The 16,396-nt window shown below is 68.5% G+C and carries 15 protein-coding genes; 8 read left to right on the top strand and 7 right to left on the bottom strand.

What is annotated here, in order from left to right; genetic code table 11:
• Positions 1-384: 384 nt before the first annotated feature.
• On the bottom strand, positions 385-1,359 hold the full coding sequence (locus tag VFG33_RS22630; RefSeq protein WP_414672978.1) for a heme o synthase: 975 nt from the start codon (positions 1,357-1,359) through the stop codon (positions 385-387).
• A gap of 414 nt (positions 1,360-1,773) precedes the next feature.
• Here VFG33_RS22630 and tkt point away from each other — a divergent pair, with 414 nt between their 5' ends.
• The 7 genes from tkt to VFG33_RS22595 are packed head-to-tail and all read left to right on the top strand — an operon-like array spanning position 1,774 to position 11,161.
• A complete protein-coding gene (gene tkt, locus VFG33_RS22625) occupies positions 1,774-3,987 on the top strand; it encodes a transketolase (RefSeq protein ID WP_325054924.1) in 2,214 nt (737 codons plus the stop codon).
• 35 nt (positions 3,988-4,022) lie between these two features.
• The gene (tal, locus tag VFG33_RS22620; protein WP_325054923.1) at positions 4,023-5,132 is read left to right on the top strand and encodes a transaldolase; all 1,110 of its coding nucleotides are present in this window, start codon (positions 4,023-4,025) and stop codon (positions 5,130-5,132) included.
• Positions 5,129-6,760, top strand: coding sequence for a phosphoglucose isomerase-related protein (locus VFG33_RS22615; RefSeq protein WP_325054922.1), 1,632 nt, complete (start codon positions 5,129-5,131; stop codon positions 6,758-6,760). Before tal ends, VFG33_RS22615 begins: the two co-directional genes overlap by 4 nt.
• Complete coding sequence (zwf, locus tag VFG33_RS22610; RefSeq protein WP_325054921.1) at positions 6,757-8,307, top strand: glucose-6-phosphate dehydrogenase; 1,551 nt, start codon at positions 6,757-6,759, stop codon at positions 8,305-8,307. The genes VFG33_RS22615 and zwf overlap by 4 nt, the downstream gene beginning before the upstream one ends.
• Positions 8,304-9,551, top strand: coding sequence for a glucose-6-phosphate dehydrogenase assembly protein OpcA (locus VFG33_RS22605; RefSeq protein ID WP_325054920.1), 1,248 nt, complete (start codon positions 8,304-8,306; stop codon positions 9,549-9,551). Before zwf ends, VFG33_RS22605 begins: the two co-directional genes overlap by 4 nt.
• Positions 9,548-10,294, top strand: coding sequence for a 6-phosphogluconolactonase (gene pgl, locus VFG33_RS22600; RefSeq protein ID WP_325054919.1), 747 nt, complete (start codon positions 9,548-9,550; stop codon positions 10,292-10,294). Before VFG33_RS22605 ends, pgl begins: the two co-directional genes overlap by 4 nt.
• Before the next feature lie 48 nt (positions 10,295-10,342).
• Positions 10,343-11,161, top strand: a complete 819-nt coding sequence (locus VFG33_RS22595; RefSeq protein ID WP_325054918.1) for an isocitrate lyase/PEP mutase family protein — start codon at positions 10,343-10,345, stop codon at positions 11,159-11,161.
• Positions 11,162-11,236: 75 nt separating this feature from the next.
• On the opposite strand, the gene VFG33_RS22590 is transcribed toward VFG33_RS22595, so the two are convergent.
• From VFG33_RS22590 to whiA, 6 genes are all read right to left on the bottom strand, one after another.
• The gene (locus VFG33_RS22590; protein WP_325054917.1) at positions 11,237-11,596 is read right to left on the bottom strand and encodes an RNA polymerase-binding protein RbpA; all 360 of its coding nucleotides are present in this window, start codon (positions 11,594-11,596) and stop codon (positions 11,237-11,239) included.
• Between the two features lie 16 nt (positions 11,597-11,612).
• On the bottom strand, positions 11,613-11,846 hold the full coding sequence (secG, locus tag VFG33_RS22585; RefSeq protein WP_145811694.1) for a preprotein translocase subunit SecG: 234 nt from the start codon (positions 11,844-11,846) through the stop codon (positions 11,613-11,615).
• Positions 11,843-12,652, bottom strand: coding sequence for a triose-phosphate isomerase (gene tpiA, locus VFG33_RS22580; RefSeq protein WP_325054916.1), 810 nt, complete (start codon positions 12,650-12,652; stop codon positions 11,843-11,845). Before tpiA ends, secG begins: the two co-directional genes overlap by 4 nt.
• A 7-nt stretch (positions 12,653-12,659) precedes the next feature.
• Positions 12,660-13,862 (bottom strand): phosphoglycerate kinase, encoded by a 1,203-nt coding sequence (locus VFG33_RS22575; RefSeq protein WP_325054915.1) that lies wholly within the window; start codon positions 13,860-13,862, stop codon positions 12,660-12,662.
• Between the two features lie 96 nt (positions 13,863-13,958).
• Entirely contained in the window at positions 13,959-14,963 is a 1,005-nt protein-coding gene (gene gap, locus VFG33_RS22570; protein WP_325054914.1) for a type I glyceraldehyde-3-phosphate dehydrogenase, read from the bottom strand.
• Positions 14,964-15,083: 120 nt separating this feature from the next.
• Positions 15,084-16,067: a DNA-binding protein WhiA gene (gene whiA / locus VFG33_RS22565; RefSeq protein ID WP_325054913.1), complete on the bottom strand. Its 984-nt coding sequence runs from the start codon at positions 16,065-16,067 to the stop codon at positions 15,084-15,086.
• A gap of 141 nt (positions 16,068-16,208) precedes the next feature.
• On the opposite strand from whiA, the gene VFG33_RS22560 reads away from it, so the two are divergent.
• On the top strand, positions 16,209-16,396 hold a 188-nt coding region (locus VFG33_RS22560), incomplete at its 3' end, for a sigma factor (RefSeq protein ID WP_325054912.1).

The raw sequence follows: 16,396 nt of genomic DNA, 5'->3' as shown, positions 1-16,396 counted from the left end.
TTCAAACTGCTGTGGTCGCCACCGGCATCGGCTTGCCCCGCCACCAGTACGGACCCGATCAGCGCAACCACCGAGATTGCGGCGAGACGTGCTGTTCTAACCCCCACTACGTTCCCCCTAGATTTCCCCGTCCTCCCCAGGATGGAGCGACTCCAAAGACCCTCCATGGCAACACCCGTTTCCCCTCAGGTCAACGCCTGGACTCCCCGCTGCCGACCGCCTACCGCCAGCAAACAGCCAACGCAGCAACGGTTCGCACCCAGACCCCTACACGCGGTACAGCCAAGCAGTACCCCCACCCCGATGCCCACAGCAACCACCACCACCGCAGTACCGGCGGACTCTGCCCTTAAGGGCAACAGGATGGGCTTGCCTGACCGCTGCTCAGTGCAGGACGGGGTCGATGGCCGCGGCGATGAAGAGGAGGGCGAGGTAGATGTTGGAGAAGTGGAAGAGCCGCATCGGCCGCAGGGCCGGGCCTTCCGCGCCGGTGTTCGCGCGGGCCAGGAGGGCGAAAGCTTCGCGGAGGAAGACCACGCCCAGCACCACAGCCGCCAAGGGATAGACGAACCCGGTCCCGGCAACCGGCCACAGCGCGAGCGACGTGATCACCATGACGATGCTGTAGGCCAGGATCTGGCGGGCCGTGGCGACCGGTGTGGCAACAACCGGGAGCATCGGGACGTCCACCGACGCGTAGTCCTCGCGGTAGCGCATCGCCAGCGCCCACGTGTGCGGCGGTGTCCAGAAGAACACCACGGCGAACAGCACGAACGGCGTCCAGGCCAGCTCGTTCGTCACCGCGGTCCAGCCGATCAGGGTCGGGAAGCACCCGGCGATCCCGCCCCAGACGATGTTCTGCACCGTCCGGCGCTTCAGCACCATCGTGTAGCCGAACACGTAGAACGCGTTCGCCGCGAGCGCCAGGATCGACGAGAGCCAGTTGACCAGCAGACCCAGCTCGATCGTCGCCAGGATCCCCAGCACGACACCGAAGATGGTCGCCGAGCGCGGGCTGACCGCGTGCCGCGGCAACGGCCGGCGGCGGGTGCGGCGCATCTGCTCGTCGATGTCGCGGTCGAGCACGCAGTTGATCGTGTTCGCGCTGCCGGCGGCCAGGATCCCGCCGAGCAGGGTGGCGGCGACGACGCCCAGCCCGGGGACTCCCCCGGCGGCCAGGAACATCACCGGCACGGTGGTGATCAGCAGCAGCTCGATGATGCGCGGCTTGGTCAGTCCGACGTACGCCTTGATCACGTCGCGCACGGACGGACCGGTCACGGGGACCGGGTCTGTCGGCAGCGGCGCCGGGTACGACGTCGTCGCGGCTGAACGCGGGTCGACGGCCGTCACGAACACCTCGAACTCAGTGGGTTGACGCCGGTAGTCCGGCGCTGACGGTTCGACAGTCTACGACGGCCCGTAGGAGGGTCTTGCACACCCCCGCACCAGCGGTCCGGACGTGTCCGACGGCCAACCGTGTGGCCCTGGTAACGCGGCTGTCGGACAGCGGTAATCCGGGCATGGGATAAGAGGCATACGAACCCCGCTGAAGGGCACAGGTGTGACTTGGCAGACGTGGGCCCCGAACTGGGAACATTGACAGCCTGGACCCGGTTGCCGGAGGTATGCGGGGTGGACGGTGACCGGGCGAGTAGGCTCGCTCACGGTGACGCGCGGGGGCGCGATCGGCGTGGGCCAGCTGGTCCGGCCGGGCCCCTCGGAAGCCAGCCAGACGGAGTGTTCGCAGCCATCGAGAGGAGCGCCGCCGGCGTGACGGAGAAGACCAGCCCCAAGCTTGAATGGACCGAGCTCGACAAGCGTGCGGTCGACACCGTGCGGGTCCTGGCGATGGATGCGGTGGAGAAGGTCGGCAACGGCCACCCCGGTACGGCGATGAGCCTGGCTCCGGCTGCCTACCTCCTGTTCCAGAAGGTGATGCGGCAGAACCCGGCCGACGCGACCTGGCCCGGCCGCGACCGGTTCGTGCTGTCGGCTGGTCACTCCAGCCTGACCCTCTACATCCAGCTCTACCTGGCCGGGTACGGCCTCGAACTGGACGACCTCAAGGCGCTCCGCACCTGGGGCAGCCTGACCCCGGGCCACCCGGAGCACGGCCACACCAAGGGCGTCGAGACCACCACCGGCCCGCTCGGCCAGGGTGTCGGCAACGCGGTCGGGATGGCAATGGCCTCCCGCCGCGAGCGCGGCCTGTTCGACCCGGAGACGGCCAAGGGCGAGAGCCTGTTCGACCACCACATCTACGTGATCGCGTCGGACGGCGACCTGGAGGAAGGCGTCTCCTCGGAGGTCTCCTCTCTCGCGGGTCACCAGAAGCTGGGCAACCTGACGCTGATCTACGACGACAACAAGATCTCGATCGAGGACGACACCAACATCGCGTTCTCGGAGGACGTGGCCGCCCGCTACGCGGCGTACGGGTGGGACGTCCGCGACGTCGACTGGACGAACGGCGGCACGGGGTACGAGGAAGACGTGCAGGCCCTGTACGACGCGATCGAGGCCGGCAACGCGGTCACCGACAAGCCGAGCTTCATCCGGCTGCGCACGATCATCGGCTGGCCCGCCCCGACCAAGCAGAACACCGGCAAGATCCACGGGTCCGCGATCGGCGCCGAGGAGGTGGCCGCCACCAAGAAGATCCTCGGCTTCGACCCCGAGCAGACCTTCGAGGTCGCCGCCGAGGTGCTCGAGCACACCCGCAAGGCCCTCGAGCGCGGCAAGCCCCTCGAGGCCGAGTGGACCGAGAAGTTCGAGGCCTGGAAGCAGGCCGCTCCCGAGCGGGCGGCGCTGTTCGCCCGGCTGGAGAAGCGCGAGCTGCCCGCGGGCTGGAAGGACGCGCTGCCGAGCTGGGACGCCGACGCCAAGGGTGTCGCCACCCGCGCCGCGTCCGGCGACGTGCTGACCAAGCTGGCGCCGGAGCTTCCCGAGCTCTGGGGCGGGTCGGCCGACCTGGCCGGCTCGAACAACACCACCCCCAAGGGTGAGCCGTCCTTCATCCCGGCCGAGCACGCCACCAAGGAGTTCCAGGGCAACGAGTACGGCCGGGTGCTGCACTTCGGTATCCGCGAGCACGGCATGGGCTCGATCCTGAACGGCATCGCCCTGCACGGCGGGACCCGCCCGTACGGCGGCACGTTCCTCGTGTTCAGCGACTACATGCGCCCGGCGGTCCGGCTGGCCGCACTGATGAAGCTGCCGGTCACCTACGTCTGGACGCACGACTCGATCGGCCTCGGCGAGGACGGCCCGACCCACCAGCCGGTGGAGCACCTGGCCGCGCTGCGGGCGATCCCGGGCCGCGACGTGGTCCGCCCGGGTGATGCCAACGAGACGGCAGCCGCGTGGGCCGCAGTACTGGAGCACAAGGATCGTCCGGCCGGGCTCATCCTGACCAGGCAGAACGTGCCGACCTTCCCGCGCGGAACCGACGGCTACGCGACGACCGAGAACGTGGCCAAGGGCGGCTACACGCTGCTCGACACCGACGGCGCTCCGGACGTTGTCCTGATCGGCACCGGGTCCGAGCTGCAACTCGCTGTCCAGGCCCGCGAGACGCTGGCCGCAGAGGGCATCAAGGCGCGGGTCGTGTCGATGGTGTCGCGCGAGTGGTTCGACGAGCAGGACGACGCCTACCGCAACGAGGTCATCCCGCCGGCGGTCCGGGCGCGGGTCTCGGTCGAGGCCGGGATCGCCCAGGGCTGGCGCGAGGTGGTCGGCGACGCCGGCCGCAGCGTGAGCCTGGAGCACTACGGCGCTTCGGCCGACTACCAGACGCTGTACACGGAGTTCGGCATCACCGCGGACGCCGTCGTACAGGCCGCTAAGGACAGCATCGCCACGGCCGCCGAGCTCGGTGGCTCCGGAGTCCCGGCAGGCCGGGGCGCGGCAGGGCCGGTAGGCCCCGCGGATGACGAGAGCGTCAGCGCCGACCCGGCTGCCGGCGCCACCAACCAGCGCGACTGACCCACCGACAACAGAACATCCCGGAGGCTTCGGACATGAACGATCGCTTGAAAGCACTCGCCGACGCCGGCGTTTCCCTCTGGCTCGACGACCTGTCCCGGCAGCGGCTCGCCAGCGGCAACCTGGAAGCGCTGATCCACGACAGCCAGATCAGCGGGGTCACCACCAACCCGACGATCTTCGCCAAGGCCATCTCCGACGCGGACGCGTACGCCGAGCAGGTGACCCGGCTGGCCGCCGAGGGCATCTCCACCGACGAGGCGATCCGGGTGATCACCACGGACGACGTGCGGAACGCCGCGGACCTGTTCAAGCCGGTGTACGACGACACCGAGGGCGTGGACGGCCGGGTCTCGATCGAGGTCGAGCCCACCCTGGCCCACAACACCGAGCGGACCATCAGCCAGGCCAGGGAACTCTGGGCGATCGTCGGCCGGGAGAACGTCTTCATCAAGATCCCGGCTACCAAGGAAGGCATCCCGGCGATCACCGCGGTGCTTGCCGAGGGCATCAGTGTGAACGTGACGCTGATCTTCTCGCTGGAGCGCTACAAGGCGGTCGCCGACGCATTCCTGTCCGGCCTGGAGAAGGCGCTCGACAACGGCCACGACGTGACGAAGCTGGCCAGTGTGGCTTCCTTCTTCGTCAGCCGGGTGGACACCGAGGTCGACAAGCGGCTCGACGCTATCGGCTCGGATCAGGCCAAGGCGCTGAAGGGCAAGGCCGCGATCGCCAACGCACGGCTCGCCTACGAGCTGTACGAGGAGATCTTCGACACCGACCGCTGGCGTGAGATCGAGACCGCCGGCGGCAAGCCGCAGCGGCCGCTCTGGGCCTCCACCGGCGTCAAGGACCCGGCGTACAAGGACACCATGTACGTCGAGGAGCTGGTCACCAGCAATGTGGTGAACACGATGCCGCAGGCAACCATCGACGCCTTCGCCGACCACGGCGAGGTCACCGGTGACACCGTCCGCGGCAGCTACGACGGGGCCCGCAAGGTGCTCGCCGACCTGGAGGCGCTCGGCATCTCCTACGACGAGGTCGTGCAGATCCTCGAGGACGAGGGTGTGAGCAAGTTCGAGGCCTCCTGGACCGAACTGCAGAACACCGTCACCTCGGCCCTGAAGGGTGCGGCGAAGTGACCGAGTCGCTCGCAGTCAAGGCGTACGGCGAGGGCTGGCAGGAGGTCGTCGATCGGCTGGTCAGCGAGAAGATCGCGTCCCGGATCGCGGCCAAGGACCCCACAACCTGGGGTCCGGAGGCCGAGTCCGAGTCGGCGATCCGGCTCAGCTGGGTCGACCTGTACGACAGCTCCCGGCCGCTGCTGGCCGAGATCGAGGCCCTGCAAGCGGATCTGCGGGCCGAGGGCCTGGACCGGATCGTGCTCTGCGGAATGGGCGGGTCGTCGCTCGCACCCGAGGTGATCACCAAGACGGCCGGCGTCGAGCTGGTAGTACTGGATTCGACCAACCCGAACGTGATCGCGCGGGCGCTGGCCGGTGACCTGCAGCGCACGGCCGTCGTGGTGTCCAGCAAGTCCGGCGGCACGGTCGAGACAGACAGCCAGCGCCGCGCCTTCGTTCACGCGTTCACCGAGGCCGGCATCGACGCGGCTTCCCGGATCATCGTCGTGACAGACCCGGGGTCGCCGTTTCAGAAGCTGTCCGAGGACGAGGGCTACCGCAAGACCTTCCTCGCGGACCCGCACGTCGGTGGCCGCTACAGCGCACTGACCGCCTTCGGCCTGGTGCCGTCTGCGCTCGCGGGTGCGGACGTCGCCGAACTGCTGGACCAGGCCGCCGAGGCAGCCCCGTTGCTGCACTCCGACGACCCGGAGAACCCGGCGCTGGTTCTGGGCGCAGTACTGGCCGCCAGCCCCGGCCGCGACAAGGTGATCATCGCGGCGGGAGGCTCGTCCATCGTCGGCTTCCCCGACTGGGCCGAGCAGCTCATCGCGGAGAGCACCGGCAAGAACGGCACAGGGATCCTGCCGGTGGCGGTAAGGAGCCTCAAGGCTCCCGAGCTCCACAGCGGCGCGAGCGACCTCGTGAACGCCCTGCTCGCCGCCGACACCAGCTCGGCCTCCGTTGCCTCCGGTACGCCGACAGTCGTCACCACCGGGTCCCTCGGAGCGCAGATGCTGCTCTGGGAGACCGCAACCGCGGTGGCCGGCTACCTGCTCGGGATCAACCCGTTCGACCAGCCCGACGTGGAGAGCGCGAAGAAGGCTGCTCGCGGCTTGCTGGACGCGCAGCCCGGGCCAGAGCCCGCCGCGTTCTCGGACGGCGTCGTCGAGGTGCGCGGCTCCGAAGGTCTGCTGGACGGCGTGGACACGCTCGAAGGCGCACTGGACACCCTGCTCGGCAAGCTGGCCGACGACGGGTACCTCGCGGTGATGGCCTACCTGGACTCCGAGCGGGACGAGAAGCTGGTCGCGATCCGGCCCGCCCTGAGCGCCCGGACCGGACGTCCGGTCACTTTCGGCTGGGGTCCGCGGTTCCTGCACTCGACCGGGCAGTACCACAAGGGCGGCCATCCGCAGGGCGTGTTCCTGCAGATCAGCAGCACCGAGTCGATCGATGTCGAGATCCCCGGCCTGCCGTTCACGTTCGGCACGCTGATCACGGCCCAGGCCGCGGGCGACGCCGGAGTACTGGCTGAGCGCGGTCGTCCGGTCCTGAGGTTGCACCTGACGGACCCGGTGGCCGGAGTACAGCAGCTCCTCTCCCTACTCAACGCACATGACAAGTCGGAGGAAAGCGGCCAATGACCGCTGAGCTCGAAGAAGAGTCGACCGGCCCCGTGAACCCGCTCCGGGATCCCCAGGACCGGCGGCTCCCCCGGATCGCCGGGCCCTGCAGCCTGGTGATCTTCGGTGTCACCGGGGACCTGGCCCGCAAGAAGCTGATGCCGGCCGTCTACGACCTGGCGAACCGGGGCCTGTTGCCGCCCGGCTTCGCGCTGGTCGGGTTCGCCCGGCGGGACTTCAGCAACCAGGACTTCGCCCAGATCGTGCACGACTCGGTCAAGGAGTACGCGCGGACGCCGTTCCGCGAGGAGGTCTGGCAGCAGCTGGCCGAGGGCTTCCGGTTCGTGCCGGGCGACCTGACCGACGACGCGGCCTTCAAGCACCTGCGGGAGACCGTGGACGAGCTGGACGTCAACCGGGGTACCGGTGGCAACCACGCGTTCTACCTGTCGATCCCGCCCGGCCTGTTCCCGCAGGTGGTGGAGCAGCTGTCCAAGAGCGGACTGGCCGACGACGTGCACGGCTCCTGGCGCCGGGTGGTGATCGAGAAGCCGTTCGGTCACAACCTGCAGAGCGCCCGGGAGCTGAACCACGTGGTCGAGTCGGTGTTCCCGCCCGAGGCGGTCTTCCGGATCGACCACTACCTGGGCAAGGAAACCGTCCAGAACATGCTGGCGGTACGGTTCGCCAACTCGATGTTCGAGCCGGTCTGGAACAGCCACTATGTCGACCACGTGCAGATCACCATGGCCGAGGACATCGGCATCGGTGGCCGCGCCGGGTACTACGACGGCATCGGTGCGGCCCGCGACGTGATCCAGAACCACCTGCTGCAACTGCTCGCGCTCACCGCGATGGAGGAGCCGGTCAGCTTCGACGCGTGGTCGCTGCGGCAGGAGAAGAAGAAGGTGCTGGCGGCGGTGAAGCTGCCCGAGCGCCTCGACCTGCACACGGCCCGCGGTCAGTACGCGCCAGGTTGGGCGGGTGGCGTCAAGGTGCAGGGGTACCTGCAGGAGGACGGCATCCCGAAGAGCTCCACGACGGAGACCTTCGCCGCCCTGCGGGTCGACGTGGACACCCGGCGCTGGGCCGGCGTCCCGTTCTACCTGCGCACCGGCAAGCGGCTGGGCCGCCGCGTCACCGAGGTGGCGGTGATGTTCAAGCGCGCACCGCATCTGCCGTTCACGAAGACGGAGACCGAGGAGCTGGGCCAGAACGCCCTGGTGATGCGGATCCAGCCGGACGAGGGCATCACCCTACGGTTCGGCGCGAAGGTGCCCGGCACGATGATGGAGATCCGGGACGTGAACATGGACTTCGCGTACGGCGGGTCGTTCACCGAGTCGTCCCCGGAGGCGTACGAGCGACTCATCCTCGACATGTTGCTGGGTGATCCCCCACTGTTCCCGCAGCACACCGAGGTCGAGCTGGGCTGGAAGATCCTGGACCCGGTGATCAACTACTGGGCCGAGCACGGCAAGCCGGAGCAGTACGACTCCGGCGGCTGGGGACCGGACTCCGCCCACGAGATGCTCGCCCGCGACGGACGCGCCTGGAGGCGGCCATGATCATCGACCTCACCAGCACGAACTCGAGCGAGATCGCGTCGGCGCTGCTGAAGGCCCGCCGCAACGCCGGCAGCCCGGCGATGGGCATGATCGGAACCATCGTCGTGGTCGTCGACGAGTCGTCCCACCACGACGCCCTGAAGGCCGCGAACGAGGCCGGCCGGGAGCACCCGTCCCGCGTACTCGTCGCGATCCTCCGGCCCGGCCGGGGCACGGGCGGTCTCGACGCCGAGGTGCGCGTCGGCGAGGGGATTCCCGGTGAGGCGGTGCTGCTCCGGCTGCACGGCGACCTCGCCAGGGTGCCGGAGTCGGTCATCACTCCGCTGCTGCTGCCGGACTCCCCCGTCATCGTCTGGTGGCCGGGCGGCGGACCGAAGGTTCCGGCCGAGGACCCGCTGGGCAAGATCGGCCGTCGCCGCGTCACCGACGCCGCGGGAACCAGGCGTGCGACCGAGGTCTTCAAGACTCGGGCCGAGGGCTACCGGCCCGGCGACACGGACTTCGCCTGGACCCGGCTGACGCCCTGGCGCGCGCTGATGGCCGCCGCGCTGGACCAGTACCCGACGATCGTGCGAGGCGCCGAAGTCGTTTCGGCCAAGGGCAATCCCAGTGCGGATCTGATGGCCGCCTGGCTGCAGTGCCGCCTCGGCGTACCGGTGGAGCAGAAGCAATCACGGGGTCCGGGACTCACCGCGGTACGGATGTTCACCCCGGCCGGTCCGATCGCGCTGACGCGTCCGGACGGGGCTGTGGCGACCTTCAGCATTCCGGGTCAGCCGGACCGTCCGGTGGCGTTGAAGCGGCGGACGACGTCCGAGCTGCTCAGCGAGGAGCTGCGGCGGCTGGACCCCGACGACGTCTACGCGAAGACGCTGGCGTGCATGGTAGAGCGCGAGGAGATGCCGGCCCACGAGAAGGTCGTCGACCACACCGTGCGCGGCTCCGACCAGACCGCCGCCGAGAAGGCAGCCGCCCGTACTGCGGGTGTCGTGGGCAAGGCGGCTTCGCCGACCCTCGAGGCGAAGGCGGCAGGCAAGACGCGAACCACTGCTGCTGGTCCTGGTGCGAAGAAGACCACGGCGGCAGCGAAGTCGGCGCGGAAGGCTGGTGCCAAGAAGGCGGCCCCGGCTGCCGCCAAGAAGGCCGCGCCGGCGAAGAAGACCGCTACCGCGCGGAAGGGTGCTGCCGCGAAGAAGACGGCTGCGAAGAAGAGCACGGGCAAGAGGGTGGCCGGCCGGTCATGAGTGCTCCGTCGATCTTGGTGAACCGCGACGCCGAGGGCCTGGCCCACGCCGTCGCGGCCAGGTTCATCACCCTGCTGGTGGACGTGCAGAGTCGTGGCAAGGTTGCGCAGGTCGTACTGACCGGCGGACGCGTTGCGTCGCGGGTGTACCGGGCGGTGGCGGAGTCCCCCGCCCGGACTGCGATCGACTGGCAGCGGGTCGAATTCTGGTGGGGTGACGAGCGGTTCCTGCCGGACGGTGATCCGGAGCGGAACGAGACCCAGGCACGGGACGCTCTGCTCTCACTGGTCGATGTGGATCCCGCGCGAGTGCACGCGATGCCGGCTGACACGGGTCAGGGTGCCGAGGCTGCCGCTGCTGCTTATGCCTCGGAGCTTGCGGCTGCCGTAGGGCCGGACGACCGCAATGGTGTGCCGACGTTCGACGTACTCATGCTCGGTGTCGGTCCGGACGGTCACGTGGCGTCGCTGTTCCCGGAGTACCCGCAGTTGCAGGTGGACGATCGTGCGGCCGTCGCGGTGCACGATTCGCCGAAGCCGCCGCCGACGCGGGTCTCGCTCACCTTCCCAGCGTTGTCACGCGCCCAGGAGGTCTGGTTCGTCGTCTCCGGCGAAGACAAGGCCAAAGCAGTCGGCCTGGCCCTCTCCGGCGCCGACCAGATTCCCGCCGCAGTCCCGAAGGGCCTGAGCCGGACCCTCTGGCTGCTGGACGACGCCGCCGCCCAAGAACTCCCCCACAGCTAACCGTTGCTTCGGTGGGGGCCGAAGTGAGTTGGGGTGAGGATGGTCGGCATGACGACTTTTCGTGAGCTCCATGCTGCGGCGACCGGGTTTGTGATGCCGAATGCCTGGGATGCAGGTAGTGCGATCATCCTGGCCGAGGTGGGTTTCCCAGCTCTCGCGACCACCAGCGCCGGGATCGCCTTCTCGCTCGGCAAGGGCGATCACACTCTGCCCGACGGCGCCCCCGCGGTTTCCCGGAAGCAGATGTTCGAGAGGGTTCGCCAGATCGCCGGCGTCAGCGCAGTACCGGTCAATGGCGACCTGGAAGACGGCTACGGGGAGAGTGCGGAAGAAGTCGCCGCCACGATCAAGCTGGCTAGGGAGGCCGGTCTGGCAGGCGGAAACATCGAGGACTACAACGGGCAGCGGCTCTACCACGTGGCTCTGTCGGTCGAGCGGATCGCCGCCGCGCGGGACGCGGCTGGCCCCGACTTCGTCTTGACGGCCCGCACCGACGGCCAACTCCTCGGTACTCCGACCTCGCTCACCGACTCGATCCACCGCGCGAACCTCTACCGGGAAGCCGGCGCCGACTGCCTCTACGTGCCGGGCGTGAACGACCTCGACGCGATCCGCACCCTGGTGAAGGAGATCGACGGTCCATTGAACGTGGTTCTCGGCCTTGGCAGCTCCGGGCTCACCGTCAATCACCTGCTCGATGCCGGCGTCACCCGTATCAGCCTCGGCGGAAGCATCGCGCGGGCCGCCCTCGGCTTCATCCGCCGCAGCGCGCAGGAACTCCGCGACCACGGCACCCAGGACTTCGCCGCAGACCAGATCCCCCAGAACGAACTCAACCAACTGTTCGCAGCTGTCACGCACCGCTGAACTAGCTGGTCAGAACGTGCAACGGGACCGTCGGACAGGTGGTGTCCTGTCCGCGGTCCCGGAGTGACTACTGGGTCAGAAGATGATCTCGCCGCGGGCTCGGCGGGCGCGGAGCTTCTCGAGGGCCTCTTCGAGGATCTCGGCGGCCTCCTGCTCGCTGCGGCGCTCCTTCACGTACGCGAGGTGCGTCTTGTACGGCTCGATCTTCGGCGGCGGCGGCGGGTTGTTGACGTCGGTGCTGGTCGGTAGACCGCACCTCGGACAGTCCCATGCCTCCGGGATGGCCGCCTCGACGGCGAACACCGTCGCGGTCTCGTGCCCGTTCGCACAGAAGAACACGATGCGCTGCCGGGGCGCGGTGTCGCCGCGCTCCGCCTCGCCCATCGGTCCGGCGCCGACCCGGCTACCTCGAATTGCGCTACCTCCACCAGCCACGGGAGCTACACCCCTCTCAGCCGAGCTTGTACAGCAGGCCGAGAGCGACGATGGCCGCGAACCAGATCAGACCGACACCGATGGTGATCCTGTCCAGGTTCCGCTCGGCGACCGAGGAGCCGCCCAGGCTCGACGACACACCTCCACCGAACAGGTCCGAAAGACCGCCACCGCGGCCTTTGTGCAGCAACACGAGCAGCGTGAGGATCAGGCTGCAGATGACGACAACGATCGAGAAAGCGAGAATCACGAGGAGTAGCCTAACTGAAGGTCCAGGTAACGGCAGATACCGGCGAACTCGTCCACCTTGAGGCTAGCTCCGCCCACCAGGCAGCCGTCGACATCCGGCTGGGCCATGATGCCACTTGCGCTGTTCATCTTCACCGACCCCCCGTAAAGAATCCGTACCGAGTCGGCCACTGCGGGTGAAACCGTCTCCTCGATCCGGCCGCGGATCGCCGCGCAGACCTCCTGCGCATCCTCGGGGGTGGCCACCTCGCCGGTACCGATCGCCCAGACCGGTTCGTAGGCGATCACGATCTTGCGGATGTCGTCCGGCTTCAGTCCGGCCAGGGCACCGTCCACCTGGGCGAGCGTGTACTCGACCTGGTTGCCCTCCTTGCGGACCTCGAGGCCCTCACCGACGCAGACGATCGGGGTGATTCCGGCCGCCAGCGCCTTGGTGGCCTTGGCGTTCACGGTCGCGTCGTCCTCGCAGTGGTACTGCCGGCGCTCGGAGTGACCCGCGAGCACATAGCTGCAGCCGAGCTTGGCCAGCATCGCCGCCGAGATCTCGCCGGTGAACGCGCCGTCGTCGTGCACGGAGATGTCCTGCGCGCCGTACACGATCTTCATCCGGTCGCCGTCGACCATCGTCTGCACGCTGCGGAGGTCGGTGAACGGCGGCAGCACGGCCACCTCGACCCGGTCGAAGTCGTGCTTCTTGTCCTGCAGCGTCCAGCTCAGCTTCTGCAGCAGGTGCACCGCCTCGACGTGGTTGACGTTCATCTTCCAGTTGCCCGCCATCAGCGGAGTACGGGCAGCAGTGTCAGCCATTTGGGTCTCAGTCCTCTTCCAGCACAGCGAGCCCGGGGAGCTCTTTGCCCTCCAGGTATTCGAGCGACGCGCCACCACCGGTGGAGATGTGCCCGAACTGGTCGTCGGCGAAGCCTAGCTGCCGGACGGCGGCGGCCGAGTCGCCCCCACCGACGACGCTGAGCCCGTCCACCTCGGTCAACGCCTGCGCGACGGCCTTGGTTCCGCCCGCGAACGCCGCCATCTCGAAGACACCCATCGGGCCGTTCCAGAACACCGTCTTCGCGGACGAGATCTCGGCGGCGAACGCCTTCCCGGAATCCGGGCCGATGTCCAGGCCGAGCTGGTCGGCCGGGATCGCGTCCGCAGCGACCACAGTCGCTGGGGAATCGGCCTTGAACTCCGGCGCGACCACGATGTCGGTCGGCAGCACGATCTCGACGCCCTTCGCCTTCGCGGCCTCCAGGTAGCCCCTGACCACGTCGAGCTGGTCTTCCTCGAGCAGGCTCTTGCCGACCTCGTGGCCCTGGGCCTTGAGGAAGGTGAAGACCATGCCGCCGCCGATCAGCAGCTTGTCGGCCTTGGCGATCAGGTTGTCGATCACCGCGAGCTTGTCGGAGACCTTCGCACCACCCAGGACGACGACGTACGGGCGGGCCGGGTCCTCGGTCAGCTTCTTCAGTACGGTCACCTCGGCCAGGACCAGGTCACCGGCCGCGTGCGGGAGCAGGCGCGCCACGTCGTACACGCTGGCCTGCTTGCGGTGAACCACGCCGAAGCCGTCGCTGACGAACACGTCCGCCAACCCGGCCAGCTCCTCGGCCAGGGCGCCGCGCTCGGCCTCGTCCTTGCTCTCCTCGCGCGGGTCGAACCGCACGTTCTCGAGCAGCAGTACCTCGCCCTCGTCCAACTCCTGGACGGCTTCCTGCGCGCTGTCACCGGTCACGTCGGTGGCGAAGCGCACCTTGATGCCCTGCGGCTCCAGCAGCTCGCCGAGCCGCTTGGCGACCGGGGCGAGGGTGAACTCCGGGTTCGGCTTGCCCTTGGGGCGGCCGAGGTGCGCGGTCACGATCACCTTGGCGCCGGCCTTGGCCAGCTTCACCAGGGTCGGCACGCTGGCGCGGATCCGCCCGTCGTCACCGATCTTCTCCCCGTCGATGGGCACGTTCAGGTCCGAGCGCACCAGCACCCGCAACCCCGCCACGTCCCCAAGATCCTCAATCTTCTTCACAACTCAGCTTCCTCTATCGCCAGAAATCGCTAACGTCCGAAGAACCGCGGGGCAGGCCCCACGCTTCTTCGGACGTTAGCAGTGAAAGGTGGGACGTCAGAGCGAGGCGCCGACGTAGTTGACCAGGTCGACGAGGCGGTTGGAGTAGCCCCACTCGTTGTCGTACCAGCCGATCACCTTGACCTGGTTGCCGAGCACCTTGGTCAGGCCGGCGTCGAAGATGCAGGAGGCCGGGTCGGTGACGATGTCGGTCGACACGATCGGGTCCTCGGTGTACTTCAGGTAGCCCTTGAGCGCACCCTCGGCAGCGGCCTTGACGGCGGCGTTCACCTCTTCGGCCGAGGTCTCCCGGCCGACCGTGATGGTCAGGTCGGTGGCGGAGCCGGTCGGGACCGGGACCCGCAGCGCGAAGCCGTCGAGCTTGCCCTTGAGCTCCGGCAGGACCAGGCCGATCGCCTTCGCGGCGCCGGTGGAGGTCGGCACGATGTTCAGGGCAGCGGCGCGGGCGCGACGCAGGTCCGGGTGCGGGCCGTCCTGCAGGTTCTGGTCCTGGGTGTAGGCGTGGATCGTGGTCATCAGACCCTGCTGGATGACGAACTCGTCGTGGATGGCCTTGGCCATCGGCGCGAGGCAGTTCGTGGTGCAGGACGCGTTGGAGATCACGGTGTGCTTGTCCGCGTCGTACAGCTCGTGGTTCACACCCATCACCACGGTCAGGTCCTCGTTCTTCGCCGGGGCGGAGATGATGACCTTCTTGGCGCCGTTGTCGGCGTGCGTCTTGGCCTTGGTGGCGTCGGTGAAGAAGCCGGTCGACTCGATCACCACGTCGGCGCCCACATCAGACCACTTGAGGTTGGCGGGGTCCCGCTCCGCGAACGCCTTGAAGCTGTGGCCGCTGACCGTGATGTCGTCGTCGGTCGCAGTCACGTCACCGGGGAAGCGGCCCAGGATCGAGTCGTACTTCAGCAGGTGGGCGAGGGTCTGGTTGTCGGTCAAATCATTGACGGCGACGACCTCGATGTCGGCACCGGACGCCTGAACGGCGCGGAAGAAGTTACGGCCGATCCGGCCGAAGCCGTTGATACCTACGCGAACGGTCACGGGACTACGTCTCCTCAAACTAGCTTTCGAGCACTGCCGCTACACCCGAAACACTAGCCCAAGTGCCCACCCAGCTCACTGGTGCTATCCACAGCAGACCACCCGGCCTGCGACTACCCCTCAGGCAGGGTCGAGCATGTCCGGGGTGAGGTTCGCCTCGGTGTTCGGGATGCCGAGGTCGGAAGCACGCTTGTCGGCCATCGCCAGCAGGCGGCGGATCCGGCCGGCCACCGCGTCCTTGGTCAGCGCCGGCTCGTGCAACTGGCCGAGCTCCTCGAGGCTCGCCTGCTTGTGCTCGAGGCGCAGCTTGCCGGCCACCTGCAGGTGATCCGGTACGTCGTCGCCGAGGATCTCCAGCGCCCGATCGACGCGTGCACCGGCGGCAACGGCCGCGCGGGCGGATCTGCGCAGGTTCGCGTCGTCGAAGTTGGCCAGCCTGTTCGCGGTTGCACGGACCTCGCGACGCATCCGCCGCTCCTCCCAGGCCAGCACCGACTCGTGGGCGCCGAGCCGGGTCAGCAGGGCGCCGATCGCGTCGCCGTCGCGGATCACCACCCGGTCCACATTGCGCACCTCCCGGGCCTTCGAGCCGATCCCGAGGCGCCTCGCGGCACCTACGAGAGCCAGCGCGGCTTCAGGGCCTGGGCAGGTCACCTCGAGCGAGGACGACCGTCCGGGCTCCGTGAGCGAACCATGGGCGAGGAATGCACCGCGCCAGGCAGCCACAGCGTCGCAGGAGGCGCCCGAGACGACCGCCGGCGGCAGACCCCGGACCGGACGGCCGCGGTTATCCACGAGCCCTGTCTGGCGGGCCAGCGCGTCGCCGTCGCGGACCACGCGGACGACGTACTTGGTCTGCTTCCGGATTCCGGACGGGGAGATCATCACGACCTCCGACGGGTGCCCGAAAATCTCGGCGATGTCCTTGCGCAAGCGCCTCGCGGCCGCCGTGCTGTCGAGCTCGGCCTCCACGATGATCCGGCCGGAGACGAGGTGCAGACCGCCCGCGAAACGCAGTACGGACGAGACCTCGGCCTTGCGGCAACAGGGCTTGGTGACCTGGATGCTGGTCAGCTCGGACTTCACCTGTGCTGTCATCGCCATGTAGGAAATCCTCCCACTGCTGTCAAAGACCCTCGGCCCACTGATGGTCCAACTCCCTGGACCTGTCCCCCGTTACGGTCGGTCGCAACCTTTCAGAGGTCTGGCGTCGTTCCTTCACCGACAATTCGAGAGGAGCGGCGGATGCGCAGACGGAACGAGGTGGACTTCACCGAGTTCGCGACCGCAGCGGTACGCCGGTTACGGCGTACGGCCTATCTGATGTGCGGCGACTGGCACCGGGCCGAGGACGCGGCCCAGGACGCTCTGGTCCGGGTCTACAAGGCGTGGGACCGGCTGGACCATCAAGCGGGCCTGAACACCTATGCCCA

It is taken from the genome of Kribbella sp. (assembly GCF_035687465.1).
Classification (GTDB): domain Bacteria; phylum Actinomycetota; class Actinomycetes; order Propionibacteriales; family Kribbellaceae; genus Kribbella.
The sequence above is the reverse complement of the archived record's forward strand: the minus strand, read 5'-3'. Positions and strand labels throughout refer to the sequence as shown.